Annotated in this window: 20 protein-coding genes and 1 tRNA gene; 13 read left to right on the top strand and 8 right to left on the bottom strand. The window is 58.9% G+C overall.

The window, feature by feature from the left end; genetic code table 11:
• The first annotated feature begins 1 nt into the window (after position 1).
• Both MHM84_RS14105 and MHM84_RS14100 read left to right on the top strand, forming a co-directional pair.
• Positions 2 to 514 carry a YiiD C-terminal domain-containing protein gene (locus MHM84_RS14105; RefSeq protein WP_239266999.1) on the top strand — a complete coding sequence of 171 codons (513 nt, stop codon included), beginning with the start codon at positions 2 to 4 and terminating at the stop codon, positions 512 to 514.
• Between the two features lie 91 nt (positions 515 to 605).
• Positions 606 to 693, top strand: a tRNA-Ser gene (locus MHM84_RS14100).
• Positions 694 to 927: 234 nt separating this feature from the next.
• On the opposite strand, the gene MHM84_RS14095 is transcribed toward MHM84_RS14100, so the two are convergent.
• Entirely contained in the window at positions 928 to 1218 is a 291-nt protein-coding gene (locus MHM84_RS14095; protein WP_239266998.1) for a hypothetical protein, read from the bottom strand.
• Between the two features lie 434 nt (positions 1219 to 1652).
• On the opposite strand from MHM84_RS14095, the gene MHM84_RS14090 reads away from it, so the two are divergent.
• Positions 1653 to 3362 (top strand): methyl-accepting chemotaxis protein, encoded by a 1710-nt coding sequence (locus MHM84_RS14090; RefSeq protein ID WP_239266997.1) that lies wholly within the window; start codon positions 1653 to 1655, stop codon positions 3360 to 3362.
• Positions 3363 to 3559: 197 nt separating this feature from the next.
• Here MHM84_RS14090 and MHM84_RS14085 read toward each other — a convergent pair whose 3' ends face one another.
• Positions 3560 to 4117 carry a hypothetical protein gene (locus MHM84_RS14085; RefSeq protein WP_239266996.1) on the bottom strand — a complete coding sequence of 186 codons (558 nt, stop codon included), beginning with the start codon at positions 4115 to 4117 and terminating at the stop codon, positions 3560 to 3562.
• 124 nt (positions 4118 to 4241) lie between these two features.
• Between MHM84_RS14085 and MHM84_RS14080 the strand changes: the two genes are divergently transcribed.
• Genes MHM84_RS14080 through MHM84_RS14060 form a run of 5 tightly spaced genes read left to right on the top strand, consistent with a single transcriptional unit; the run spans position 4242 to position 12411 of the window.
• The gene (locus MHM84_RS14080; protein WP_239266995.1) at positions 4242 to 5318 is read left to right on the top strand and encodes an HlyD family efflux transporter periplasmic adaptor subunit; all 1077 of its coding nucleotides are present in this window, start codon (positions 4242 to 4244) and stop codon (positions 5316 to 5318) included.
• On the top strand, positions 5315 to 8035 hold the full coding sequence (rbbA, locus tag MHM84_RS14075) for a ribosome-associated ATPase/putative transporter RbbA (RefSeq protein ID WP_239266994.1): 2721 nt from the start codon (positions 5315 to 5317) through the stop codon (positions 8033 to 8035). Before MHM84_RS14080 ends, rbbA begins: the two co-directional genes overlap by 4 nt.
• A gap of 1 nt (position 8036) precedes the next feature.
• Positions 8037 to 9152, top strand: coding sequence for an ABC transporter permease (locus MHM84_RS14070; protein ID WP_239266993.1), 1116 nt, complete (start codon positions 8037 to 8039; stop codon positions 9150 to 9152).
• Between the two features lie 56 nt (positions 9153 to 9208).
• Positions 9209 to 9982, top strand: a complete 774-nt coding sequence (locus MHM84_RS14065; protein ID WP_239266992.1) for a beta-phosphoglucomutase family hydrolase — start codon at positions 9209 to 9211, stop codon at positions 9980 to 9982.
• Positions 9979 to 12411 (top strand): glycosyl hydrolase family 65 protein, encoded by a 2433-nt coding sequence (locus MHM84_RS14060; protein ID WP_239266991.1) that lies wholly within the window; start codon positions 9979 to 9981, stop codon positions 12409 to 12411. Before MHM84_RS14065 ends, MHM84_RS14060 begins: the two co-directional genes overlap by 4 nt.
• 316 nt (positions 12412 to 12727) lie before the next feature.
• Here MHM84_RS14060 and MHM84_RS14055 read toward each other — a convergent pair whose 3' ends face one another.
• The gene (locus tag MHM84_RS14055) at positions 12728 to 14368 is read right to left on the bottom strand and encodes a L,D-transpeptidase family protein (RefSeq protein WP_239266990.1); all 1641 of its coding nucleotides are present in this window, start codon (positions 14366 to 14368) and stop codon (positions 12728 to 12730) included.
• Positions 14369 to 14478: 110 nt separating this feature from the next.
• Here MHM84_RS14055 and MHM84_RS14050 point away from each other — a divergent pair, with 110 nt between their 5' ends.
• A complete protein-coding gene (locus tag MHM84_RS14050) occupies positions 14479 to 15213 on the top strand; it encodes a murein L,D-transpeptidase catalytic domain family protein (protein ID WP_239266989.1) in 735 nt (244 codons plus the stop codon).
• A gap of 4 nt (positions 15214 to 15217) precedes the next feature.
• Here the strand turns inward: MHM84_RS14050 and MHM84_RS14045 are convergent, their stop codons facing one another.
• From MHM84_RS14045 to MHM84_RS14030, 4 genes are all read right to left on the bottom strand, one after another.
• The gene (locus tag MHM84_RS14045; RefSeq protein WP_239266988.1) at positions 15218 to 15532 is read right to left on the bottom strand and encodes a chaperone modulator CbpM; all 315 of its coding nucleotides are present in this window, start codon (positions 15530 to 15532) and stop codon (positions 15218 to 15220) included.
• A gap of 4 nt (positions 15533 to 15536) precedes the next feature.
• Positions 15537 to 16517: a DnaJ C-terminal domain-containing protein gene (locus MHM84_RS14040; protein ID WP_239266987.1), complete on the bottom strand. Its 981-nt coding sequence runs from the start codon at positions 16515 to 16517 to the stop codon at positions 15537 to 15539.
• A 160-nt stretch (positions 16518 to 16677) separates the two neighbouring features.
• A complete protein-coding gene (locus tag MHM84_RS14035) occupies positions 16678 to 17232 on the bottom strand; it encodes a hypothetical protein (RefSeq protein ID WP_239266986.1) in 555 nt (184 codons plus the stop codon).
• Between the two features lie 18 nt (positions 17233 to 17250).
• Positions 17251 to 17805: a nicotinamidase gene (locus MHM84_RS14030; RefSeq protein ID WP_239266985.1), complete on the bottom strand. Its 555-nt coding sequence runs from the start codon at positions 17803 to 17805 to the stop codon at positions 17251 to 17253.
• Positions 17806 to 18043: 238 nt separating this feature from the next.
• Between MHM84_RS14030 and MHM84_RS14025 the strand changes: the two genes are divergently transcribed.
• A complete protein-coding gene (locus MHM84_RS14025) occupies positions 18044 to 19366 on the top strand; it encodes an erythromycin esterase family protein (protein ID WP_239266984.1) in 1323 nt (440 codons plus the stop codon).
• A 52-nt stretch (positions 19367 to 19418) separates the two neighbouring features.
• Positions 19419 to 19892, top strand: a complete 474-nt coding sequence (locus MHM84_RS14020) for a host attachment family protein (RefSeq protein ID WP_239266983.1) — start codon at positions 19419 to 19421, stop codon at positions 19890 to 19892.
• Between the two features lie 86 nt (positions 19893 to 19978).
• On the opposite strand, the gene glgP is transcribed toward MHM84_RS14020, so the two are convergent.
• Positions 19979 to 22492, bottom strand: a complete 2514-nt coding sequence (glgP, locus tag MHM84_RS14015; protein ID WP_239266982.1) for an alpha-glucan family phosphorylase — start codon at positions 22490 to 22492, stop codon at positions 19979 to 19981.
• Positions 22493 to 22983: 491 nt separating this feature from the next.
• Between glgP and MHM84_RS14010 the strand changes: the two genes are divergently transcribed.
• Together MHM84_RS14010 and MHM84_RS14005 are read left to right on the top strand one after the other, a co-directional pair.
• Positions 22984 to 23964 carry a histone deacetylase gene (locus MHM84_RS14010; RefSeq protein ID WP_239266981.1) on the top strand — a complete coding sequence of 327 codons (981 nt, stop codon included), beginning with the start codon at positions 22984 to 22986 and terminating at the stop codon, positions 23962 to 23964.
• A gap of 52 nt (positions 23965 to 24016) precedes the next feature.
• A complete protein-coding gene (locus tag MHM84_RS14005) occupies positions 24017 to 25918 on the top strand; it encodes a heavy metal translocating P-type ATPase (RefSeq protein ID WP_239266980.1) in 1902 nt (633 codons plus the stop codon).
• Positions 25919 to 26346 lie beyond the last annotated feature (428 nt).

Raw genomic sequence — 26346 nt, 5'->3', positions numbered from 1 at the left:
CATGCGCCAACCCGGCATTCCTCATCCTCGCTTGCCGCTACCTGCAGCGAACCAGCTCGATGACCTTGCTGCCTTTCAGGATTGGCTAGGTGAGGCCATTCCGCTGGTCGGGCAGTTGGGCATCAAGGGAATGCATTGGCAGGGGGAGTCGCTGGTGTGGGAGTTGCAATTGAGGCCCAACCTCAACGACAAGGGGACCGGGTTTGGTGGTTCGTTTGCGGCCCAGACCACACTGATTGGCTGGTGCTGGATCACGCTCTGGTTGCGCAGTCGGCAGCGTGCCCAGGATGTCGTTGTCGCACAGGCTGGCCAACGTTTTATTGCCCCGGTTACAGGCGATTATCGGCTGGTATGTACGCCGCGTGACGCCGATGCACCGGCCATGCTCGAAAAGCGTCTGCAAGATACCGGCAAAGGGCGTCTTTCCCTCGGGCAGCAGTTGTTCGTTGGCGACACGCTATGCCTCGAAGCCGAGGGCGACTATGTAGTATTGCCTGCCGCATCCACACCTTGAAACCGAAAAATGGCTTGCAATCGCGGGCTTAGCTCGCTACCATTTGCGCCGTTCTTGAGGGATGCCCAGCGCATCGCAAGGACCACAATGCGGAGAGGTGTCCGAGTGGTCGAAGGAGCACGCCTGGAAAGTGTGTAAGTCGAAAGGCTTCGAGGGTTCGAATCCCTCCCTCTCCGCCACAGAATTTGAAGGGGAATCAAGCATTTAGCTTGGTTCCCCTTCGTCGTTTTAGTCCCTTGGAAACGGTTTTGGGAATATTTCTGGGAATGCTTATAGATCGAGCAGCTTCTCGATCATCTCAGGAACGTCCTGTCCATCGGTTCGGATCCACTTTCCGTACCGGCGCTGGATCATGTCGATCGTGGCATGCCTCACATGCTGCGAGATCCAGTGCAGCGGCACCACGCCCAGGCTTAGCATCTAGCTGATGAAGAGCCGGCACTGGTTCGACCCGCGATACCGCACCCCGCGTTCTCCAGGTGCACCTTCCAGAAGCGCTCCCGCAGCGCGTTTTCATAGAACGGCTTGCCTGACATGGAGTTCAGGAATACCAGCCGTAGCTTCTTCTTACGCACGGTGCGGCTGTCCCGATCGACCACTTCGTAGGTACCTTGAAGCGACCACGCACCACGCACCACGGCGCGCCGATAGCGCACGATGCCACGCTCGTGATCCAGTACATCCTCCCAGAAGAGCGCCTGCACTTCGGAAGTGCGCGGCCCGTCTTAAAGGGCGTATTTGGTCAGGTTCAGCTCCTGGACGCGTTTGGGCATAGCTCCCAGTGCGGTGGAGTTCGGGTAACAACTCGCCGGTAACCCAGCGGCGGAAGCGGCGCTTCTCCGGCTTATGGCTCTTGAGAATGGCGTGATACAGCCCTGACTGACTTTCCGTTGCTTGGCAAGTGTTCTCGCCAATTGCGAACTATTTTTCATGAACATCGTGTTTTAATAACTTGTGTTATCTGAAATTTACAAATCGAATTTTTTGTATACTAAATATCCTTGTTCTGTATGCCGATACCTAAGTTGTCTTTGGAAAAGACACTTAGCCTTGCGCTCATACCGTCGTAGTGCGGGCACTTTTCTATCTAGGCTGGATTATCAAGGCTGACTGATCCTCCTCTCTGCGAGATCAAGAGATGCATAATTTATTGAAAAATCTGACGGTTAAGGCCGGGTTAACAGCCGTCCTGGTGTTGTTTACAGTCTTGATACTGCTCGTAGCTGCGCTTGGCTATCAATCCAGCACCCTGGGGTCTGGTTCGATAGACGAGCTGAACCGAATCAATGTGCAGCAGTTGAATTCATTGAACCGTGCTCAGGTCAATGTCGCGGACACTCAGCTATTCTTTCTGAACCATCTGGATGCTTTGAATGAAGGAGACAAGGCCGCAGCGGCCATGTATCTGGAGACAGCCGGGGAGAAGCTGCAGGTAGCTCAGCAGCGTTTCGAGACTTTCGTAGCTGCTCCCAAAACTGAACAGGGCAAACCCTTCGCTGATGCCGTCGAGACTGCTTTTTCCCAACTCGTCTCGAAGGGGCTGGTTCCTCAGTATGAAGCGCTCAAGCGCGGTAACGAAAGGGAATACAGGGCAGCCAAGCGAGAGGGGGACAGGCTGAACTTGGCGTATATCAAAGCCAATGAGGCCTTCATCGATTTTGCCAGGACACGTGGTCAGGAACTGCTGTCCGGTTTCCGCACGACAATGACCACATTTGGCTATATCGGCTTGGCGGCCCTGGGGCTGGTTATCCTGAGTGTCGTCATGGTTCGGGTAGGCATGATGCGTATCGTCATTCGCCCCCTGCAGGAAGCTGCGACGCACTTTGAGCGAATTGCCCAAGGGGATCTGTCGCATAGGATCGCTGATCGAGGGCGTAACGAGATCGGCCAATTGTATACTGCCATGAAACACATGCAGGCAGGGCTATCCCAGACGGTTTCCGTGGTTCGTGACAGTAGCGGTTCGATCCATATCGGCACACGTGAAATCGCCAGCGGCAATACCGATCTGTCGTCTCGCACCGAGCAGCAGGCCGCTTCGCTTGAAGAAACGGCTGCCAGCATGGAGCAGCTGACGGCGACAGTGAAGCAGAATGCCGATAATGCGCGTCAGGGCAGCACCCTCGCTAGCGAAGCTTCTGCGACAGCAGAGCGTGGTGGTAATGCGGTCGGCCAGGTCATCGTGACCATGCGCGGCATTTCTGAAAGCTCAAGGAAGATTGCCGATATCATCGGCGTTATCGATTCGATCGCCTTTCAGACCAATATTCTGGCGCTCAACGCGTCGGTCGAGGCTGCGCGGGCCGGTGAACAAGGCCGAGGGTTTGCCGTTGTTGCTACAGAAGTGCGCAACCTGGCAAGCCGTAGCGCCGATGCGGCCAAGGAAATTCGTGCCCTCATCGAGACGTCGGCAGGCCAGGTAGAGCAGGGCGCGAGTCTGGTGGAAGGCGCAGGCCAGACGATGGATGACATCATGGCCTCGGTTAAGCGGGTTGCCGACATCATGGATGAGATTTCTGCGGCTTCGCAGGAGCAGAGTGACGGCATTGAGCAGGTCAATCAGGCCGTCTCGCAAATGGATGAAGTAACCCAGCAGAATGCGGCCCTGGTACAGGAGGCTGCAGCTGCCGCATCATCACTTGAGGAGCAGGCGGCTCAGCTTGAATCGGCAGTCGCAATCTTCCGGCTAGCGGAAGGTGAGGCGCAGCGTAAGGTCGGGATGCAGCGCTCCCGACATATCTCTGCCCCTGAGCAAGCTTCTGCGCTTCCTTCCCGCGCTTCGCAGCCAGTCGTCAGGAAGACGCCTGCAGCTCAAGCCGCTGAACTTGAGTGGGAAGAGTTCTAATTGAGCTATTCAGGCTAGTCAGTTCTCGCTTGGCCCCGGCAATTTGCCGGGGCTTTTGGCTTCCTACAGCACCCTTACCTTCGATATCTCTTCCCAGCGCGTACTCCATCGCGGCGTACGATTGGCACAGCGCAAGTGCTAGGCGGCGCCGTCCGTTGGCATGCCCAGGCGCAACATGCCACGGCCCATCTTCTGGTTCAGCTGTCCATGGTGACCATGAGCTTTTCGCTACGTGCACGATCGGTGGCGCTCTGTGGCGTGTCGAGTAGCGAAAGCTGCTGCCGGTCGGCATCGACGAGATCCAGTAGCATCACGTCGGCCTTCATATAGGCGAAGCGGGGCAGGAAGATCCGCTGCAGCGCCTGGCTGGCTGCGTGAAGTATCGGGCGGCTGTCGTCGGTGGGGCGCTCCAGCTCGACGATCATGCTTGGCGAGTACTGGGGTAGATCGGTGCGGTGAGGGTTGGTCTTGAGAAACACGAGCACGGCCCGGGCAAGACTGCCTTGCTGGCGGAGCTTTTCGGCGCCGCGCTGGCCGTGCTGACGAATGGCTTCCTGAATCTCCTGATAATTGCCGGTGAGCTTGCCGAACGAGCGGCTGGTCATGATGCGCTGCCTGGGTTCGTCAAAGTCGTTCATCTCGATACAGGGCGTGCCCTGAAGCTCGAGGACGGTACGCTCGAGCGTGACACTGAACTTGCGGCGGATGCGCTTGGGATCAGTGTTACGCAGGTCCCAGGCCGTGCGAATTCCCACAGTCTTGATCCATGTCATCACACCGTTTTTTATCTCCCCATAGTGCTTATATCAAGTCCATGATGACACATGTTGTTAGAACTCGCGTCTTTTCCCGTTACTAGCTAGTCAAGGAATCTATACCATGAGCCCCACGCTAAGAAAGGTGGCTTGGCGAGCGCTGATTGCTACTGGTGTCGTGCTCATTGCCGGTGCGCTGGCGTGGCTGGGGCTGCGTCCCGAGGGTCTGGAAGAAGGCTTTGCCAGCGGTAACGGGCGGATCGAAGCGACCGAGATCGATATTGCGACCAAGCAGGCCGGCCGAATCGAGGCGATTCTGGTTGATGAAGGAGAGCTGGTCGAGCCGAATCAGCTATTGGCCCGCATGGACACGAAAGTGCTGGAAGCTGAGCTGGGGCAGGCCAGGGCACAGGTACGCCAGGCCGAGAATGCGACGCGTACCGCCCAGGCCCAGGTGACCCAGCGCGAGAGCGAAAAGGCCGCAGCCGAGGCCAGCGTACTGCAGCGCCAGGCCGAGCTGACGGCGGCCCGCAAGCGCTATGAGCGCACCCGGGCGTTGGTGGCACGCAATGCCCTGTCGAGACAGCAGCTCGATGATGACCTGGCCAGCCTGCAAAGTGCCGAAGCCGCGTTGGCGGCGGCGCGGGCTGGTGTGCTTGCCGCCCAGGCGGCCATCGAGGCGGCCGGTTCGCAGGTGGTCGAGTCCCAATCCGCCATCGAGGCGGCAAAGGCGACCGTGACCAAGCTGGAGGCCGATCTCGAAGACAGCCAACTGCGCAGCGATCGGGTGGCCCGGGTCCAGTATCGTGTCGCCCAGTCCGGCGAGGTACTCGCGGCCGGCGGCGTGGTGCTCAATCTCGTCGACCTGACCGATGTCTACATGACCTTTTTCCTGCCCGAGCGTCAGGCCGGGCGTGTCGCGCTGGGCGCCGATGTGCATCTGGTGCTGGATGCTGCGCCGCAGTACGTGATTCCGGCCCGCATTAGCTACGTCTCCAGCGTGGCCCAGTTCACGCCCAAGACCGTCGAGACGGCCAGCGAGCGCGAGAAGCTCATGTTTCGGGTCAAGGCGCGCATCGACCCGCAACTGCTCGAACAGCACGTGGACAAGGTCAAGACCGGCTTGCCGGGCATGGCCTATCTCAAGCTCGATGACACGCTCGACTGGCCTGAAGACCTCCAGGTCAACGTGACGCCATGAGTCCTGTCGATCCCGTGATACGCCTGGAAGGCGTCAGCCTGCGCTATGGTCCGGTGACCGCACTATCCGCCCTGGACCTGTCCATTCCCGCCGGCAGCATGGTGGGGCTGATCGGGCCGGATGGTGTCGGCAAGTCCAGCCTGATGGCGCTGGTCGCCGGTGCCCGAAAAATTCAACAGGGCAGGGTCGTTGTGCTGGGCGGGGACATGGCTGCTGGTCGTCATCGGCGCCAGGTATGCCGACGGATTGCCTATATGCCCCAGGGGCTGGGCAAGAATCTGTATCCCACTCTGACGGTCTTCGAGAATCTCGATTTCTTTGGCCGTCTCTTCGGACAGGGGCGCCAGGAACGTCGCGATCGTATTGCCGAACTGGTGCGCAGCACTGGGCTGGCCGGGTTCACGGAGCGTCCGGCTGGCAAGCTCTCCGGGGGAATGAAGCAGAAGCTGGGATTGTGCTGCGCGTTGATTCACGATCCCGATCTGCTGATTCTCGACGAGCCGACCACCGGCGTCGATCCGTTATCCCGGGCCCAGTTTTGGGAGTTGATCGAGCGCATCCGGGGCAAACGCCCCGATATGAGCGTGCTGGTTGCCACTGCCTATATGGATGAAGCACGTCGCTTCGACTGGCTGGTAGCCATGGATGACGGTCAGGTGCTGAGTACCGGCTCGCCTGGTGACCTACTGGCATCGACGGGCAGTGCCACGCTCGAGGAAGCTTTCATTGCATTGTTGCCCGAGACGAAGCGGCGCAAGCATCGTGTCTTCGAGATAGCGCCACGCCAACCGGACGCACGTGTCGCCATCGAGGCCCATGACCTGACCAAGCGATTCGGCGATTTCGTTGCTGTGGACCATGTCGATTTTCGTATCGAACGCGGCGAGATCTTCGGTTTCCTCGGCTCCAATGGCTGTGGCAAGACCACCACCATGAAGATGCTCACTGGACTGCTGTCCGCCAGTGAGGGCCAGGCGTTGCTGTTCGGCAACCCCGTCGATCCGCGGGACATCGGCACGCGTCAGCGGGTGGGCTACATGTCGCAAGGGTTCTCGCTCTATGGCGAGCTGACATTGCGCCAGAATCTGGAATTGCATGCACGCTTATTTCGACTCTCCGAGGCCGAGCGCGAGATACGCGTAAAAGAGATGTTGAAACGCTTCGAGCTCGAGGCGGTGGCCGACACGTTGCCGGCCACGCTGCCTCTGGGCGTACGTCAGCGCCTGTCACTAGCGGTGGCAATCATTCACCGGCCCGAGCTGTTGATCCTCGACGAACCTACGTCAGGGGTAGATCCGGTCGCCCGCGACGGCTTCTGGGCGCTGCTGGGCCAGATCTCGCGCGACGAAGGCGTGACGATCTTCATCTCCACGCATTTTATGAACGAGGCAATGCGCTGCGATCGCATTGCACTAATGCATGCCGGGCGCGTGCTGGCCACTGACACCCCCGAGGGGCTGCTAGCTTCGCGTGGGCTGCCCACGCTGGAAGCGACGTTCATCACTTACCTGAAAGAGGCCGATACCGCGAGTGACACCGAGCCTACCGCACCGCTAACCATGCCTGCGGCGCCGAAGCAGTCGGCCCGGCCCGGTCAACTGGCCGTCAGCCTGCGCCGAATGTTCAGTTACACCCACCGCGAAACGCTGGAGCTGCGCCGCGATCCGGTGCGTGCCACGTTGGCGCTGCTTGGCAGCCTGATCCTGATGTTCATCATGGGACATGGCATCAACATGGATGTCGAGAATCTGGCTTACGCCGTGCTCGACCGTGACCAGACCACCACCAGCCAGGCCTATACGCTCAATCTTTCAGGGTCGCGTTACTTCAACGAACAACCTCCACTGATCGACTACAGCGATATGCAGCAGCGCCTGCGCAGCGGCGAGATCAGCCTGGCGGTGGAAATACCGCCGGGATTCGGCCGCCAACTCAAGCGTGGCGACGTGCCCGAGGTCGGGTACTGGATCGACGGTTCGATGCCGGTCAGGGCCGATACCATCAAGGGATACGTAGCGGGGATTCACGCTGACACCTTGGCCCGCCTGAGCGAGGGCAGTGCGGCATCACCTACGGTGGAGATCGCCATTCGCTATCGCTATAACCCCGACGTGAGGAGTCTGCCGGCCATGGCCCCGGCGATGATTCCGCTGTTGCTCATGCTGATACCGGCGATGCTGACTGCCTTGGGCGTCGTGCGTGAGAAGGAACTTGGCTCGATCATCAATCTCTACGTCACGCCGGTCTCGCGGCTGGAGTTTCTGATTGGCAAGCAGTTGCCGTACATCGCGCTGGCCATGATCAATTTCGCCACCCTGGTGGCCTTCGCTGTACTGGCCTTTGGCGTGCCGGTAAAGGGTAGTCTGTTGACGTTGAGCTTCGGCGCGCTGCTTTACGTCATTTGTTCCACGGGGATGGGCTTGCTAATGTCGTCGGTGCTGAAAAGCCAGATTGCCACCATCTTCGGTACGGCCATCGCTACCCTGGTACCTGCCATCCAGTTCTCGGGGCTGCTCTCTCCGGTTTCCGCGCTGCAAGGTGGGGCGGCCCTCATCGGGCATGTCTATCCCACCAGTCATTTCCTGATCATCAGTCGCGGCGTGTTCTCCAAGGCGCTGGGCCTGGGGGATCTGATGCCGTATTTCCTGGCCCTGCTTATTACCATCCCCATATTGACGCTGTTCAGCGTCGTGGGGCTGAAAAAGCAGGAGCGCTGACATGGCCAGGCTCAGCAATATCCTGCAACTCGGCATCAAGGAAATACGCAGTCTCTGTCGCGATCCTGCCCTGATGCTGCTGATTTTCTACTCGTTTACCCTGGGGATCTATCTGAGCGCCACTGGCGAGCCCGAAGCGCCGTTCCGGGCCAGTGTGGCCATCGTCGACGAGGACCGTTCGCAGGCGTCGTTGCGTATCTTCAATGCCTTCCATTTGCCCTATTTCCTGCCGCCCGAGTTCATCGATATTGCCGAGATGGACCGCGGCATGGATGCTGGGCGATATACCTTTACGCTTAACATCCCCCCCGACTTCCAGCGAGACCTGCTGGCCGGCCGCCAACCGACCATCCAGTTGAACGTCGATGCTACCCAGGTCAGCCAGGCATTCACCGGGGCCGGGCATATCCAGCGAATCATCAGTGATGAAGTGGCCGCTTTTGTGCAGGGATACCGGCAACCCTCGCCGGAGGCCATCGAAGCGGTGGTACGCGCCGAGTTCAACCCCAATCTCAACCGAAGCTGGTTCGGTTCCATCAACGAGGCCATCAACCAGATCACCATGCTGTCAATCATCCTGACCGGTGCCGCGCTGATCCGTGAGCGGGAACACGGCACCATCGAGCATCTGCTGGTCATGCCGGTCACCTCGCTCGAGATCATGCTGGCCAAGGTCTGGTCGATGGGGCTGGTAGTGCTGCTGGCCTCGGTATTCGCGCTACGCGTCATTGTCGAAGGCTGGCTGAAAGTGCCCCTTCACGGCTCGCTCTCGCTATATCTCTTCGGCGCCACGCTGCTAATGTTTGCCACCACCTCTATAGGGATCTTTTTGGGAACAGTGGCGCGCTCGATGCCGCAACTGGGCCTGTTGATCATTCTGGTGCTGATTCCCTTACAAATCCTATCGGGCGGCATGACTCCTCGAGAGAGCATGCCCGAGCTGGTGCAGAACATTATGCTCATCGCGCCGACCACCCACTTCGTCGAGCTGGCCCAGGCCATTCTGTTTCGTGGTGCCGGACTGGGAATCGTCTGGCCGCAATTGCTGGCGCTAGCCGTCATCGGCAGTGCGTTCTTTCTTGGAGCCTTGACGAGGCTCAGAAAGGCGCTGGACTGAGACAGCCAGCTACACTATCGGTACAGTTCTCAAATGAGCTGCAGCGAGGGCTTGCGATGCGACCAGCAGTGCACTCACAGGATATAAGGCCAACCGACTATCGGGCCGGTATCTTCGACCTGGACGGCGTCGTGACCGATACGGCACGTACTCATTGCCAGGCGTGGCGAAAGCTCTTCGATGGCTACTTGGCCGAGCGTGCCGAGCGCGATGGTGAGCCCTTCCGGGCATTCGATCCCCAACACGACTATCGCCGTTACGTCGACGGCAAGCCACGCTATGACGGTGTCAGCAGCTTTCTGGAAGCCCGCGGCATTCAGCTTCCGTTCGGCTCGCCCGAGGACCTGCCCGATGAGGAGACCATTTGCGGTCTGGGCAATCGCAAGCAGCGTTACTTCGAGCAGTTCCTGGCGGCAGAGGGGGTTGATGTCTTCGCCTCGTCGGTAGCGTTCATCGAGTCGATACGCAAGGCCGGGTTGCAGACAGCACTGGTCTCGTCGAGCAAGAATGCCCAAAGTATCCTCATCAGGACAGGGTTGGACCACCTATTCGATGCAGTGGTCGACGGTATCGAGGCCGAGCGGCTGGAGCTACATGGAAAGCCTAACCCCGACATTTTCCGCCATGCGGCCAGCCTGCTGTCGGTGTTTCCGGGGGAGGCCTTTGCGGTCGAGGATGCGCTCTCGGGCGTCGAGGCAGCCAACAAAGCAGGCTTCGGGCTGGTGGTCGGCATTGACCGTGCCCAGCAGCGCGACGAGCTGCTGGCGCATGGCGCTGACGTCGTCGTCGAGGATCTGGCCGAAATGATGATGCCGGACGGCGAGCCATGAACGACTGGACGCTTGACTATCATGGCTTTGACCCGGCCCAGGAGGGCTTGCGCGAAGCCTTATGTACGCTGGGCAACGGCTACTTTGCGACTCGTGGGGCTGCTGGCGAGACGGAGGCGGGCGAGTTCCACTACCCGGGAACCTACCTGGCAGGAGGCTATAATCGCCTGTCGACGGAAATTGCCGGGCGAGTCATCGAGAACGAGGATCTGGTCAACCTGCCCAATTGGCTGTGCCTGACCTTTCGGCCCGAGGGCGGCGATTGGTTCAACCTCATGGAGGTGGAACTGCTCGATTATCGCCAATCCCTGGATATCGAGGCTGGCGTGCTCAAGCGTCAGCTCTTCTTTCGCGACCATCAGGGGCGTGAGACCACGCTGATCACACAGCGACTGGTACATATGGCCCAGCCTCATCTGGGCGCCATCGAATGGCGCATTCGCCCCGAAAACTGGGCGGGGCGCATCACCGTGCGGTCGGCCCTGGATGGGCGGGTGATCAATGCCGGCGTTGAGCGTTATCGGCAGTTGTCCAGCACCCACCTGGCCCCGCTATCGACGGATACGCCGGGCGACGACACGATCTGTCTGCAGGTCGAAACCCGTCAATCCAAACTACGCATCGCCCAGGCGGCACGCACGCATCTGCGCGTCGCCGGCCAGGAGATCGAGGGCAAGCGGCAGCTCATCGAAGACGCCGGTTACATCGCCCAGGAGATGACGTGCGAACTTGCGGCAGGCGGCGAGGCCGTGGTCGAAAAGGTCGTGGCGTTGTATACGTCGCGCGACCGCGCGATTGCCGAGTCCAGGCTCGCCGCTTGTCAGGCGGCGGCCAGGGCAGGAGCGTTCGACGAACTGCTGAATAGTCATCGGCGAGCCTGGCAGCATCTCTGGCAGCGATGCGATATCGGGCTCGATGGCGGTGGGCGTATGCAGATGATCCTGCGTCTGCACATCTTCCATCTGCTGCAGACGGTCTCGCCACACAGCGTCGATCTGGATATCGGCGTGCCGGCCCGGGGACTGCATGGCGAAGCCTATCGTGGTCACATTTTCTGGGACGAGTTGTTCATCTTTCCGTTTCTGAACTATCGCATTCCCGAGATTACCCGTGCGCTGCTGCGCTACCGCTATCGGCGCCTGGACGAGGCCCGTTACTTGGCCCGCCAGGCCGGTTACCGGGGCGCCATGTATCCTTGGCAAAGCGGCAGCGATGGGCGCGAGGAAAGCCAGCAGGTCCATCTCAATCCCAAGTCAGGGCGCTGGATACCCGACAACAGTTCGCTACAGCGCCACGTCAATGCCGCCGTGGCCTATAACGTCTGGCGTTACTACGAGGTCACCGAGGATCGTGAGTTCCTGGCGTATTATGGCGCCGAGATGCTCTTCGAGATCGCTCGTTTCTGGGCGAGTGCCGCCAGCTGGAATACGCAGCGCAAGCGTTACGACATTCGTGGCGTGATGGGGCCCGACGAATTTCACGACCGCTACCCCGATATCCAGATTCCAGGGCTCGACAACAATACCTATACCAATGTCATGGTGGCCTGGGTGCTGGGGCGTGCAGTGAATGCCTACGACCTGATCGGCGAGCGGCGGCGAGGGGAACTGAACGAGGCGCTGGGGCTTTCGGACCGTGAGGTTAGCCAGTGGATGACCATCGGCCAGCAGCTCTTCGTGCCCTTCCATGCCGATGGAGTTCCCAGTCAGTTCGAGGGGTACGAAGAATTGCAGGAATTCGACTGGGCCGGTTATCGCGAACGCTATGGCGATATCCATCGCCTGGACCGGTTGCTCGAGGCGGAGGGCGATACCGTCAATCGCTACAAGGCCTCGAAGCAGTCTGATGTACTAATGCTGTTTTATCTCTTTTCCGCCGAGGAACTGGGCGACATCTTCGCCCAGCTCGGCTATGCGTTCTCCGGTGAGCTGATTCCGCGCACTGTCGATTATTATCAGCAGCGCACCTCGCACGGGTCGACACTCAGTCGGGTCGTGAGCTCCTGGGTACTGGCGCGTGCAGACCGACTTCAGGCCTGGGAGCTGTTCCAGCAGGTGCTGCGGAGTGACATCGAGGACAGCCAGGGCGGCACGACCCCGGAAGGCATCCACCTAGGCGCCATGGCGGGAAGCGTCGACTTGATCCAGCGCGGCCACACTGGGCTGGAAGTCCGCGACGGCATGCTGCGGCTCAATCCTTGCCTGCCCGAGGCATTGGGTGGCTTGCATCTGCGGTTGCGCTATCGCGGATGCTGGCTCGAACTCGATGTGGAAGGCGAGCACCTAACCCTAACGGCGCCGGAAGGCTGGTCTGGGCCGGAACGGGTCATGTTCCGCGACGAGATACACCCGTTCGGCGCCGGGCAGCGGCTGGAATTGCGCTATTCCACGGAAGAGCGCTGCTGGCAGCCGAGCCGGGAATGCCGTTGACCGATTGAACGAGCCTGAGCTGGCAATGAAAAGGCCTCGCCAGTCCCTGGACGAGGCCCTTATGTCTGTTCGCGTCCTGCTGTAACCAAATCGCTCCCTGCGTCGGCCTCCTGGCCAAACGGCATCCTGCCGGTCATCCTGCCTTATCCTGAGGCGTCCTGCCTCTTGCGTCCTTGAGGCCTGATGCTTCCTGCATCGTTTCCTTAGACACTTTCCCTTTGTCATGAAAGCATCATTCCAGACCCTGCGGTGGAAAACCGTGATGCTCGTCAACAAAGCGACGTTTATGGTAACTAAAATTTACAAATATTTTAGGCTAGTCATTCGTTGCTTGATCGCTAGCGTGAAATGCTGGCCTCATGTCGGGCAAGATGAAAGGACGATCCAGAGCCGCGAGCAGGGGAGCGTCTCGCTGATAGATGTCCGGGCGGAAGGTGACGAAGCCGGCCTCGTCTGCCTGGGCGGTCCAATAGCTCAGGATAAGTGGGGCCGTGCGGGAAAGAGGCACGTTACGCGTCTGTCCGGTTGCGACGAGCGAGGCGAGGTGCTGGTCGGTACCGGTATCATCGAACAGATGCTGGACGAGTTCGAGAACCTGTTGGACGCGGATGCAGCCCGAGCTGAAGGCGCGCTGCTCCTGGGCGAACAAGGCTTGCGCCGGCGTATCGTGAAGATAAACCAGGTGCTGGTTGGGAAAGCGGATGACGACCTGGCCAAGCGCGTTACCGGGGCCAGCTACCTGGCGCAATATGACATTGCCGGGGCGTGTCCAGTCGATGGTAAAGGGGTCCAGGCGATACCCCGACCCGTCCAGTACCTGGATCCTATGCCGGACCAGGTAGCCCGGATCGCGACGCACCTGGGGCAGCACATCCTGGCGCAGGATCGTGGGTGGTATGGTCCAGGTCGGATTGACTGTGACGTGGGTGATCTCGGAGCGAAGCGACGGGGTCTGGCGATAGGGCTGGCCAACCACGATACGGGTGCGCCAGACCCGGCCATCGGGACGAAAGTAACTGAGCCGATAGCCGGCGATATCCACCAGCACGAACGTGTCGGGCAACTCATGCAGTAGCCAGCGAGCCCGCTCGAGATTGACCCGGATCTGATCGATCCGTGTGCCGACCGGGACATTGAGAGCGGCTCGTGTACGCGGACCGACGATGCCATCTGCCTGGAGCAGGTGGCGCTTCTGAAACCGGCGGACTGCCGCCGCCAAGGCCTCATCATAGCGGGTCGGCAACATGTCGGGGGCGTTGGTGGGCGACAGCATGGTCTCGCCGATCATGGCCAGTCGCTGGCGAAGAAGCAAAACGTCTTCGTGTGTCTCGCCCGGTTGCAGCGATTGATCGCGGGAAGGAAGCATGGGCCAGCCACCCAGGGCCTGAATACGGCGGTATTTTGCCAGCGCCGAGCGGAGGTGTTCGTAAGGAGGATAGGCTGGGCGCGCATCGGCAAAGGCTTGCGCGAATTGCCGGGTATCGATGGTATTCGATACGTCCGAGGGAGCTAGCGTCGCCTCGGCGATAGGCACCTCCCAGCGGGCATAGATGGCATAGGGGTCGACCTTGCCACGCTGCAGATGACGCAGTGCCAACAGGAAGGTACGGGTGGCATTAACATCGAAGCGTGCACGTTGGAGTGCTGTTCCCGTCGCCTGAACCTGCCGATATACTTCCTGCAGAATGTTTACGGCATAGTCGGCCGGATCCAGGCCATCGTCGGCCAAGGAGGGCAACGCCTCGATGAAAGCGGCAAGCGTGGCCTCATCATTCCAGGCGGGCTCGAAATCGCGCTCTTCGTAAACCTGGCGGAGCAGGCTATCGCCGTCTCCTTCCTGTCCGATGATGAGAGCCTTGATGCCTTCCTTGGGGATCGCGTCGTCGCCTTGGACCGAGGCTATCGTTAGGCAAATCAGCAATAGAAGAAAGCCGGGCAGAAGGCCTCTTGGCGTCATTTGAAAGCGCATCGCAACATCTCGCTGGTTTTAGGCATGTCGATTCCCGATCTCTCGGGTACTATTTCGGTAACTATCCTGTGTCGTATACTCAGACTGGTATCGTTTTCATGTTACGCCGCCCTTTGCCTAACCTATTGTTCGCCACGCTGGTCCTTGTCCTGCCATTGCTGGGGCAGCAAGCGCGAGCCGGCGAGCTCCTTGCCCAAACAAGCACTGTCCCGGCACATTCGTCGCAAACGCAGCCACTGGCCCGCATGTTGTCTACGCTGGCTCCTGAGGCGGATCGTCGGGTCCTGCGCCTGGCGGCACGCGCAGTCTCGTGTGCCGGGAGAGATGCCGACCAGCTGGCCATCATCGATTACTCACTACCATCCACCCAGCCCCGGCTCTGGGTCTTCGATCTCGTGAATCGTACGCTGACGTTCAAGGAACTCGTCGCGCATGGTCGTGGTTCGGGCAACGCCCAGGCAATGGCTTTTTCAAACGTACCCGATAGTTGGCAGTCAAGCCTGGGGCTGTTCCGGACCCTGAACAGCTACCAGGGCAGTAACGGCTACTCGTTGCGCCTGGAAGGCTTGGAGCCGGGCGTCAACGACAAGGCGTTCGAGCGGGCGATTGTCATCCATGGCGCCGACTACGCCGATGAGGAATTCATCGCAAAGACCGGGCGGCTGGGGCGTAGTCACGGATGCCCGGCAGTGCGAGAGGACATCGCCTCTCCACTGATCGATAGCATCAAGGATGGCCAGTACCTGTTCGTTTATTATCCCGATGCAGACTGGCTGAACTCTTCCCGCTTTCTTCATTGCGACAGCCCAGCCCCGCAACTGGCCAGCCAGTAGCGGCTCAACCGGTGTCGATTCCGGCAGCCCTGAGCCGTTTCCTCAGGTGCTCCACTTCTTCGAACAGGTCCGCGACAAGAGCGGCCAGTTCCGGCTCGGCATCGAAGTCGTATTCCATCTGGCGCAGGCGTCGTGCTCGGGTCAGGTCGCGACTGGTGAAACGCCATTGCGAGGCATAGCGCGAGCCGTCGCCGAGCATACCGCCCTCGACTCGTTCCACCACCCATTGCCGCTCGACGGCACAGGCACGAGCGAACTCCTCCAGGGTCAGACTGGCCTCGTCGAGTACGACGCCGTTGACTGGATTGTTTTCAGCCATGTTCCTACCTCGTTTGACGCGGGTTGAACGGCATGTCACGCGCCATGGCTTCATAAAGCTGACGCGCCTTGTCGGTATTGGCCGGTGGAAGTACCACTTCCAGCACGAAGTACAGGTCGCCGGGCTCAGCGCCGGGAATGCCGCGCCCCTTCAGGCGTAGTTTGCGGCCACCCTGCGAGCCCTTGGGTATCTTCAGATGTACCTCGCCGGAGGGCGTGTGGACGTTGATGGCGCTGCCGAGAGCCGCTTCCCAAGGAGCGACCCGCAAGATCGCAAAGACATCCTTGCCCTCCACGCGATAATCCGGGCTCGGCGTAAAATGCACTTCCAGATAGAGATCCCCGGGCTCGCCTCCGCCGGCCCCGGGGTGCCCCTGGCCCGCCAGACGAATGTGCTGCCCTTCCTTGATGCCCTTGGGTATGCGTACCTTGAGGTTGTGCTCCTGCAGCGAGACATGCCCCTCAGGATCGGTCTGCGGGACATGCAGCGTCACGGTGCGTGTAGCGCCGTGGTAGGCATCGCTCAGGTCAATGAAGATCCTGGCATGACGATCACCGCCACGCATCTGGTAGCTGTGGTGGGCGCGTGAGCGCCCACGGCTGGCACGGCCGAACAGATTGGCGAAGAAATCGCTGAACTCGCCCAGGTCGACATCCTCGAAACTACCGCCCGAGTACTCGAAGCCGGCATCCCAGTCCGGCGGTGGGCGGAATTCCTGTCCGGCATGATAGCGCTCGCCAAGCTGGTCATAGGCAGCCCGTTTCTCGGAGTCGGTAAGTACCGTCTTGGCCTCGTTGATTTCCTGCATGCGCAGAGCCGCGTCGGGTTCCTTGCTGATATCCGGGTGATACTTTCGCGCCAGCTTGCGATAGGCCTTCTTGATGTCGGGAATGGTCGCGGCCTTGTCGACGCCCAATACCTGATAATAATCCTTGAATTCCACGGAATCGCTCCACTCTCGATCGGGGCTGCGTGGGCGACACATGGGTTGACGATGTTCCTTTGTCTGGCCAAGTGTCACTTCCTTCTAACGTAAAGAAGCCATGCTGTTGTAACGCGCTTTTCCCATCTTGCGTTTGACGATTATCAACAAACCTGTGCTTATCTGGCGCGTTTGGAAGCCTTGAGAACAGGGTGAGACATAATCAGATACACAGCTCAGAGGGCTGTGGACTCAGCACAACAGGATAGGGGCAAGGCTGCGTAAGATGCATCAAGCCTGTGGGCAAGCCGGCCAGATTGGCGCGTACCGTCTCGTCAGCTTTTCTGGCCTCGGCTAGAAAAGCTGCATCAACCGCCCCCTGCGTGACTTGGGGACGCAGTAGGGCGCGAACGGCCGCGACCGTTTCATCGCGCAGCGCCAGTATGTCTTTGACAAAGAGCCCTTCGTCATCCGTACGCCAATAGATCTGTTTGCAGCCTGGCAGGTTTGCCTTGCCCGGAGAGCGCTTTGACCTGGGTTCGCCTGCATAGTCGACCAGCTTGTAGGACAGCTCGATGGCTGGCGCATCCGACGATACGCCCAATGCCGTGTCGACACCAAAGACATCGATGGGAGCGCCGGTATTCACCAAACGCTCGATCAGGTATTCGTCCAGCCCGCTTCTAGCCGCGATCTGACATCGCCTCATGCCAGTAGGCCTGAAGCATGGTGAGTTCATACAGGTCGGTAAATAGAGCCAGATCTGAACCGGGCTCAAGGGGTGGTACCGGCTTATTCATGCCACAATCTCGCATCCGGTATGACGCAGCTCCTGTTCACAGGCCTCGCAATTGGAAGTAACCACCGGGGCCGTGAATCGGCTCAACAGGCGGGTCTGAAATTCAGCCTTAATAGCATCCTGTACGGTCGCCCTGACGCAGAAGTCCAAGGCGAGGCCGCAGACAATGACACGAACGATGCCATGCTTTCTAAGATACGTGGCCAGGCCCGTGCCCTCGAAGGCGGAATAGGCGTCGCGGTCGAATGCGGTACCCTTGCTGACAATGATGGTGCCTTCGGGTAGTTGCAGGCTGGGATGAAATTCAGCGCCCAGCGTGTCCTGAATGCAATGCTCAGGCCACGGTCCGCCCTGGCTGGAGAAGCTACAGTGCCCGACCGGGTGCCAGTCCCGGGTAGCAATGATGAGGGCGCCGGCCGCCTGGGCATCATTCGCCTCGGCATTGATACCTTCCATCAGCGCCGCTCCCCCATGGACGGGCAAGGCCCCGCCTTCACAGAAGTCACGTTGCATATCGACAACCAACAAGGCATCACCGAGCTGATAAGCCATGAGTGACTCCATACGATGTCAGAGCTTTGATAAAGGGAGGTAACACTCATTGTAGCCAAGCTACTGGAAAATAATGGTGCGGAAGTATGCATTTTGAAGTGGCTAGCTTGGTCCAAGCTTTTGAAGAACCAGCATTAATCTAGCCAAGTTTGCTCCGCGACAAGCTTTTGACGACTAGTTCCTCACGACTTCTCCCTGTCTTCTAGACTTTGGTTGAGCTTGGCGAGAGGCCGCAGCCATGGTTACTTCACTCACTTGCGTTCGTCAGCTTGCCACCCGATTCAACGAACGCTCCAGCGATTACGACGCGTTGCTCGAACAAGTCGGGGAACGCGATTTCGTATTACTCGGCGAGGCGTCCCATGGCACGGCCGAGTTTTATCTCATGCGCGGGGAGATTACCCAGCGTCTGATCGAGGAAAAGGGGTTCGAAGCGGTTCTGGTCGAAGCCGATTGGCCCGATGCACTGCGCCTCAACCGCTACGTGAGAGGCATCAGCCAGGATTCCTTGATGGAAGCCTTCGGCGATTTTCAGCGTTTTCCCCAATGGATGTGGCGCAACGACGATGTTCGCGACTTCATTGCTAACCTGTATGAGCATAACGCTGATAAGCCGTTGGCGGAGCAGGTTGGATTCTATGGTCTCGACCTCTATAGCTTGCATCGTTCCGCCGAGGCTGTGATTGCCTATTTATCGCAGATCGACCCCGAGCAGGCCGAATTGGCGCGACATGGTTATGCTTGTCTCGACCATCATGGCGACCCTTTCCAGTATGGCCGCAATGTCGCCTTTGGGCTGAGTCGTTCCTGTGAAGAAGCCTCCGTGCAGCTGTTATGCGAGTTGATCAACAAGGCTGGGGATTACCTCGCTCATGACGGGCGGCTGGCCTCGGATGAACAATTCTTTGCCGAGCAGAATGCGCGGGTCGTGGTCAATGCTGAAGAGTATTACCGCGCCACGTTCCAGGCGCGAGTCGATACCTGGAACCTGCGCGACAAGCATATGACTGACACCTTGACCGAACTGCATTACTACCTTCGCAGTCAGGGCGGGCGAGGGCGAGTCGTTGTCTGGGCGCACAATTCTCACCTTGGCGACGCGCGTGGAACGGAAATGGGGTGGGGGCGACGCCAGCATAGTATTGGCCAGCTGGCTCGGCAGCGCTTCGGTCGCCGTCGTGTACTGCTGGTCGGCTTCACCACGCATACGGGCTATGTCTCGGCAGCCCGGGACTGGGATGCTCCGGTCGAGCACCGCTGGGTCCGGCCTTCACACGAAGACAGTTACGAACGTCTATTTCACCGCAGCGGACTGGACCGTTTCTATCTGCCACTGGAAGGCATGCATGCCGACCCTTTGCGTGCCAGGTTGCTGGAGCGGGCCATTGGGGTGATCTATCGCCCCGAGACGGAGCGGGGCAGTCATTATCTTCGCGCCTCCTTGCCTCAGCAGTTCGATGCACTTTTCCATCTGGATGAAACGAGTGCCGCGGAGCCTTTCGACAAACGTGAGCCCTGGCAGCGAGAAGACATTCCAGAAACCTATCCGTTTGGCACCTGATATACGCAGATCACTTTTTATTGACTGGCCGCGCCTGATACGAGGTTAACATATGAAGACCACTGGCATCTTAGTCGCAGACCAGACCTTGGCTCGTCTGTTCACCATTCGCCATCCGAAAGATCCACTCGAGGAAATTGCGGATCTGAACAATGCCAAGGGGCGTTTGCATGACAGTGACATCGACTCCGATCGCCCCGGACGAACCTTCGATACCATGGGCATGGGCCGGCATGCCATGAGTAAACAGCATTCCGCGACGACACAGCAGGAAATTCGCTTTGCCGGCCTGATCGGTGACTTGCTGGCTGACCATCTGCGCCGGGACGACTTCCAACGTCTTGTGCTGTGCGCGCCGCCCAAGCTGCTTGGCTTTCTCCGCGAGGCCTTGTCCGAGCCGGTGGTTGAAAGCGTATTCATGGAGCTGGGCAAGGACTTCGTGCATTTGGAGGAAAAGGACATTCGGGCACACCTGATGAAAGAGTTACCTGCCATCGTTCAGCCGGCCAGGTCGCCAGCGGCGTAGGCGATTGTTTTCGGAAGCACATATGTAGGAGTGTTTCCTCCGCTGCTCGTATCGCTATGATTGAAAGGGCGCGAGGCTGATTGGTCTCATCTCTGCCAGACGATATGCTGATTTTCCAAGGGGATCGCTCGGTCGTGAAGGCGAGGGATGATCCTGGCCGTGTAGTCGGTCTCGGGCCGGTGTGTCGTGCTCATGGCCTCATAGACATAACCGTTGGCGGCGTTGGCCAGTTGTCGTACACGCTTCATGGGAATGATCTCGGGATCCCCTCCCGCCATTTCACTGGCGTAGAGTTGGACCTGTGCGGTGTCGGGAGCAACATCACCCAGGTAAACCTCGACTTCGTAGTGGCGCTGGCCCTCATGGCTGACAGTCGAGGATCTGCCAAAATGCACTCCAGCCCAGCGCCGGGTATCGAAGAGCTGCTGGCCGTACCGTGTCCGGTGAAGGTAGGCGCCGCATTGACACTCGGCAACGCGATGACGAAAGTTCCTGGCAGCGGGAAGGTAATATTGTATGAGGTAGTCGCGTAGCGAACGATTAGTGGAAAACCGCGATGTCAACGTGGCCATGCTCTCACGCATGCGGCTGACCCAGGCATAGGGGACTCCCGATTCATCGCGATCATAGAAAGCAGGAATGACTTCCCGTTCGAGACGTTCGTACAGTTCATTAGCTTCGGCAGCATCCCAGGCGGCAACATCGTCATGCTCGAGACCGTCTCCTATCGACCAGCCCACGCCAGGGGAATAGGCCTCCGCCCACCAGCCATCCAGAACCGAAAGATTGATGCCGCCGTTCACCAACACTTTCATGCCACTGGTGCCACTCGCTTCCCAGGGTCGGCGTGGGGTGTTGAGCCAGACATCGACGCCCTGGACCAATTGCTCGGCAACCTGCATGTCATAGTCGCTCAGGAATACGACACGTCCCCGGGCTTCCGGACGGTGGATGAAACGCAGCCATGCCTGAATCATGGCCTGGCCGCTCAGGTCTGCCGGGTGAGCCTTGCCAGCGATAACGAGTTGTACCGGCCTGGCAGGGTCGTTCAATAGCCTGAGCAGGCGCTCCGGATCATGCAGAAGCAGGTTAGGTCGCTTGTATTCGGCGAAGCGGCGAGCGAAGCCCAACGTCAAGGCATCGGGATCGAAGACATGTCTTGCCGCTTCGATGTCATGAGAGGGCGCACCGGAAGCCGCCAACTGGCGAGACAGCCGTTCGCGAATATAGTCGACCAGTACCGTGCTTGCCGCTAACCTAAATTGCCAGAGTTGCGCGATGGAGACGTGACGGATTGGCTCGACGACATCCGCCACTGTGCCAAGCCAGCGATCGTGCCCGCAGGCCTCGGTCCATAATTCATCGGCTGCCACCGAGTCCCAGCTTGGTACATGAACACCGTTGGTGACATGGCCAACCGGGACCTCGTGGATAGGCCAGCGGGGAAAGAGCGGGGCGAACAGATGGCGGCTGACGCGAGCGTGCAAGCGACTTACGCCATTGACCGCACCGCTGCCACGTATCGCAAGGTAAGCGGTAGTCAATGGTTCATGTGGATTTTCAGGATCTTGCCGCCCCAGTGTCAGTAACGACTCTACGGGTATACCCAATGTCTGCTCGGCATAAGCCGTCAGGTATTGCCTGATCAGGCTGGGTTCAAAGCGGTCGAACCCCGCCGCTACTGCAGTATGGGTCGTAAAGACATTACCTGCGCGGGTAACGTCCAGGGCAGCGTCAAATGGCAAGGCATGTGAGCGCATGAAATGTGCCGCCCGCTCAAGCACGACGAATGCAGCGTGCCCTTCGTTCAGGTGGCAGACTTCCGGTTCGATATCCAGCATCGTCAATAGGCGCCATCCACCGATGCCGAGCACTAACTCCTGCAACAGCCGCAACTCCGGTCCCCCACCGTACAAGTCACTGGTAATGCCTCGATGCACGGGGATATTGGCGGCATCGTTGCTATCCAGCAGGTACAGCTTCACGCGACCGACCTGGGCCTCCCAGGCACGCAGCCAGACAGCATGCGCCGGCAACTCGACCTTGATCCGCAGCCATTCGCCATCGGCGGAGCGTAAGGGAACGATCGGCAATTGCCCTGGGTCGTTATACGGAAAGAGCGCCTGTTGTCTCCCATGCAGGTCGAAGATCTGGCGAAAGTAGCCTTGCTGGTACAGCAGGCCCACGCCCACGACTGGCAGACCCAGGTCACTGGCGGCTTTCAACTGATCGCCAGCGACGTTACCCAGACCGCCGGAATAGATCGGCAGGGCTTCGCTGAGCATGAACTCCATGCAGAAATAGGCGACCGTACCCAGCGAGTCCTGAGGGTAGGAGTTCTGGAACCAGGAAGGTAGCTGATTGGCGTGCCGCCGAGCCTGGAGAAGCGCTTCCATTTCCTGGCGGAAGTCGGGCGAAGCGAGCAGCCGCTCCAACGTTTGCCGGGAAACCGTCTGCAGCACGACCCAAGGGTTATGGGTCAGTTCCCAGAGTTCCGGGTCTAGCGTGCGCCATAGCCGATCGGTCGTGTGATTCCAAGACGAGCGCAGATCCAGGGCAAGCTCGGCCAGAGCATCGAACCCTTCAACATCTGCGCACATGTTGGCAGTGATCTTGGTAACGCGTGATATGGGCAAAGTTGAAATACCATGAAAGATTTGTTTGTTCTGAACGTGAGGAAACACATGGCTGTCCATGGCCGTTTGGCTTCCACAAACGTCAGCATAGTCAGCAATCGGCAAGGAGCGAGACGCCTCTGCATCTAAAGTGATGCGCTCGGTGGCCGCCTCTGTCTCCCTTGATGGATGCCATTTCAGTTCTCAGGCATCGCCTGGAGGAATCGGGAATTTGTTGACCTATATCCTGTTCTCTAAATGTCAGATTTCGCTTGTTGGCTAGACTATAAATATCTGAAGTAGCCGCACACGGCGTTGAAGGAGGGCAAGCTCTCGAAGGAGGCAAAGTGGCTGAAAGAGGTAGTGTTATAGTTTTTTATGATGACCGCGTACTGGCACATCAGCCCGACAGTCATGGTGCCTTTCTTTCCCGGCGCATGGATAAGCGCCTGCGGGAAATTTTGGCGGGATTGGGAGTGGCTTGGAAGTACCCCGAGCATCCTGGCCGGTTGACCGCGATACTTGAACTGCTCGAGCGCAGTCCTGTCCCCGGCGTGCGTTTTGAGACAGGTGCCCAGGCGACTCACGAGCAGCTGTGCCGAGTGCATACGATGGGCTATCTGGAATCCCTCTATCGATTGCGTGGTCAGAAGGCATGGCTTGATGTGGATACAACGGCCATATCGCCAGGCAGTATCGAAGCGGCGGAAGTCGCCGCCGGTACCGCTGTGGCTGCTGTGGAGACAGTCATGTCGGGACGGGCGGAATCGGCGTTTGCCCTGGTTCGGCCCCCTGGCCATCACGCCGAGTCGGTGCGCGCCCGGGGTTTCTGCCTGTTTAATAATGTCGCCGTGGCTGCCGCACATGCCAGGGCTGCCCTTGGCTGTTCTCGAGTAATGATCGTCGACTGGGATGCCCACCATGGCAACGGTACACAGGAGATCTTCTGGGCCGACCCTAGTGTGCTATTTTTCGACATTCACCGTGCCGCACCGTTCTTTCCCGGTTCTGGCAACCTGGAAGATGTTGGAGGTGGCTTGGGGGAGGGCACGACGGTCAACGTGCCGCTGCCGGCCGGCGCCGGGGATACGGCCTATATAAAAGCCTTTCGCGAAATCCTCGTGCCTGCCGCCGAGTGGTTCCAGCCTGACCTGATTCTCGTCTCGGCGGGATTCGATCCGCATTGGAACGATTTGGCACTTAGTGTTTCCTATGAAGGCTTCGGCGCAATGACCGGTATCGTTCAGGATCTGGCTCGTCGACATTGTGATGGTCGCCTGGTTTTCGTGCTGGAGGGGGGGTACAACCTCACGTCATTGTCGCAAGGGGTAAGAAGCGTGCTTGATGTCTTGGCGGGGAGCGAGCCACCCGTACCAGGGGTCACCGGCCTTAAGGAAGTCGATAACGCCATCGCTTTCCATCGGGAGGCATTTATCCCGCCGGAAGACAACAACTGAACACTCCAGCCTTATAAAAGAAGTGTCGTGTTAGTTTCATGAGATCGCGACGATGCCAAGTTTCCCTTTGCTTGGTCGGCTTGTCAGCAACCGGGAATCCCTGATTGCTTTGGTGGTCTTGCTGGCCATCGCCATTCATCTTGTATTGCGTTTTGGGCTAGGGTATCGGACCGAGCAATCTGGTATCGCAATGGTCGATCTGCCTCTGCTCTTGGCCTTGGCTGCCGGTATTCCGCTGTTGTTCGACCTGGCGAAGAAGCTGGTCAAGTTCGAATTTGGCGCCGACCTTCTGGCCGGGTCATCCATTCTTACCGCGCTATTGCTCGATGAATACCTGGCGGGGGCGTTGATCGTATTAATGCTGTCGGGAGGGCAGGCGCTCGAGGGGTGGGCCGTACGCCGTGCCTCGTTCGCGCTTGAGGCGTTGGCGAATCGCATGCCCAGCGTGGTGCACCGTCTCTGCAATGGGCAAGCAGAGGATGTCGCGCTCGATGACGTTGCGGTAGGCGACTCAGTCTCGGTTTACCCGCATGAGACATGCCCTGTCGACGGCATTGTGCTCGAAGGCCAGAGTACCATGAATGAAGCCTATCTGACGGGTGAGCCATTTCTGTTGCCCAAGGCTGTCGGCGCCAACGTCATTTCGGGTACCGTCAATGGTGAGGGAAGGCTAACGATCCGGGCTACGTCTCGCGCCGTCGATTCGCGCTACGCCAAGATCATGCAGGTCATGCGCGAATCGGAGCAGAAGCGGCCACGGCTTCGCCGGCTCGGCGACCGTATTGGCGCATTATATACGCCGCTGACGCTAGGTATTGCCTTGCTGGCCTGGGTGATTAGCGGCGACCCTGTACGCTTTTTGAGTGTTCTCGTCGTGGCGACGCCTTGCCCATTGCTGCTCGCCATTCCCGTGGCGGTGATTGGCTCGGTCTCGCTGGCGGCACGGCGAGGGATCGTCATCCGCAACCCCGGCCTGCTTGAACAGATTGCCACCTGCCGAATAGCGATCTTCGACAAGACTGGTACTTTGACTTATGGCCACCCAGCAGTCACGGACATCCTGACAGCGCCTGGCATGGCGCGTGAAGACGTTCTGGCTTGGGTGGCCAGCCTTGAGCGCTACTCTCGACACCCTCTAGCAGCTGCTATTCTGGCAGTGGCTCGGAAGGAAAGCCTGACGCTGAGCGACGCTGATGAAGTCAGCGAATGCTCAGGCGAGGGGTTAAAGGGTAGGGTGGCGGGCAAGCGCCTGGAGATCACCGGACGTGGCAAGCTCCTGACCAGTCATCCGAAGTTGCTTGCAACGTTGCCACCTCCTGCTGGTGGGCTGGAGTGTGTCGTCCTGGTCGACGACGCTTACGCAGCCTTGTTTCGGTTGCGTGACGAGCCGCGCCTGGAAGGACGCGACTTTATCCATCATCTAGCTCCCTTGCACGGCTTCGAGCGGGTGATGATCGTGTCGGGCGATCGCGAGAGCGAAGTGCGCTACCTCGCTGACAAGATAGGCGTATTCGAGATCCACGCTGGCCAAAGTCCGGAACAGAAACTCGCTCTCGTACGCGAGGCGACCCGGGATGCGCCGACTCTGTTCATGGGCGATGGCACCAATGATGCACCTGCGCTCACTGCTGCGACTGTCGGGATAGCCTTTGGGCAGGGCAGTGAGGTTGCCTCGGAAGCCGCTGACGCCGTCGTGCTGGATAGCAGCCTGGGCCGTGTCGATGAATTGTTGCATATCGGACGGCGCATGCGGACGATCGCCCTGCAAAGCGCCGTCGGTGGCATGGGCCTGAGCCTGGCGGCAGTCGGCATCGCTTCCATGGGCTACTTATCTCCCGTCCATGGGGCGATTCTTCAGGAAGTCATTGATGTCATGGCGATACTCAATGCCTTACGAGCTGCGCTCACGCCTCATCCGCTTTCCGACCTAGTTAATAAAGATGGGCCGTCTTAAATTGTGACAGTAAACTTTGGTTTAAATTTAATCATTCGAATTTACTTAGATTGTGTATGGCGACAGTTCGGCTTTTTTGTCACTTAAAGGAGACGGTATATATTATATTTTCATTGCTGTTTCTTGTGCGGGATTTTGTTGTGTAATTTTTTTTGTAAAAAAGAATTGAGGTTAACTTAAGTTTGTCCTAAAAAGATATTCAAAGTGTGGTCTTTGATTAACTGGTAGTGGCTAATGGAGCATGCTTTTTAGTTGGATGCGTAGTTAACATTTGTTAGGTTAGAGGCGAATTGGGTCCTGCTGCCATGACGGAAAATTATTAGTCGTTAATTTATATGCTAGTTGTGCAAGGGGGAGGGAATGATACAGGGAGTGTACAATAAGACTGGTAGTATTGAGCAGAGTCGGCGTCTTTTTGAGTGCCGATG

Source organism: Halomonas sp. McH1-25 (assembly GCF_022348165.1).
GTDB lineage: Bacteria > Pseudomonadota > Gammaproteobacteria > Pseudomonadales > Halomonadaceae > Modicisalibacter.
This window is presented reverse-complemented; position numbering and strand designations above follow the sequence as displayed.

Coding starts and splice junctions, on each gene's coding strand:
- MHM84_RS14025 (WP_239266984.1), top strand. CDS start 18,044: ATGGTTACTTCACTCACTTGCGTTCGTCAGCTTGCCACCCGATTCAAC.
- MHM84_RS14090 (WP_239266997.1), top strand. CDS start 1,653: ATGCATAATTTATTGAAAAATCTGACGGTTAAGGCCGGGTTAACAGCC.
- MHM84_RS14040 (WP_239266987.1), bottom strand. CDS start 16,517: ATGTGTCGCCCACGCAGCCCCGATCGAGAGTGGAGCGATTCCGTGGAA.
- MHM84_RS14055 (WP_239266990.1), bottom strand. CDS start 14,368: ATGACGCCAAGAGGCCTTCTGCCCGGCTTTCTTCTATTGCTGATTTGC.
- MHM84_RS14045 (WP_239266988.1), bottom strand. CDS start 15,532: ATGGCTGAAAACAATCCAGTCAACGGCGTCGTACTCGACGAGGCCAGT.
- MHM84_RS14005 (WP_239266980.1), top strand. CDS start 24,017: ATGCCAAGTTTCCCTTTGCTTGGTCGGCTTGTCAGCAACCGGGAATCC.
- MHM84_RS14080 (WP_239266995.1), top strand. CDS start 4,242: ATGAGCCCCACGCTAAGAAAGGTGGCTTGGCGAGCGCTGATTGCTACT.
- MHM84_RS14065 (WP_239266992.1), top strand. CDS start 9,209: ATGCGACCAGCAGTGCACTCACAGGATATAAGGCCAACCGACTATCGG.
- MHM84_RS14070 (WP_239266993.1), top strand. CDS start 8,037: ATGGCCAGGCTCAGCAATATCCTGCAACTCGGCATCAAGGAAATACGC.
- MHM84_RS14050 (WP_239266989.1), top strand. CDS start 14,479: ATGTTACGCCGCCCTTTGCCTAACCTATTGTTCGCCACGCTGGTCCTT.
- MHM84_RS14060 (WP_239266991.1), top strand. CDS start 9,979: ATGAACGACTGGACGCTTGACTATCATGGCTTTGACCCGGCCCAGGAG.
- rbbA (WP_239266994.1), top strand. CDS start 5,315: ATGAGTCCTGTCGATCCCGTGATACGCCTGGAAGGCGTCAGCCTGCGC.
- MHM84_RS14030 (WP_239266985.1), bottom strand. CDS start 17,805: ATGGCTTATCAGCTCGGTGATGCCTTGTTGGTTGTCGATATGCAACGT.
- MHM84_RS14020 (WP_239266983.1), top strand. CDS start 19,419: ATGAAGACCACTGGCATCTTAGTCGCAGACCAGACCTTGGCTCGTCTG.
- glgP (WP_239266982.1), bottom strand. CDS start 22,492: ATGTGCGCAGATGTTGAAGGGTTCGATGCTCTGGCCGAGCTTGCCCTG.
- MHM84_RS14105 (WP_239266999.1), top strand. CDS start 2: ATGCGCCAACCCGGCATTCCTCATCCTCGCTTGCCGCTACCTGCAGCG.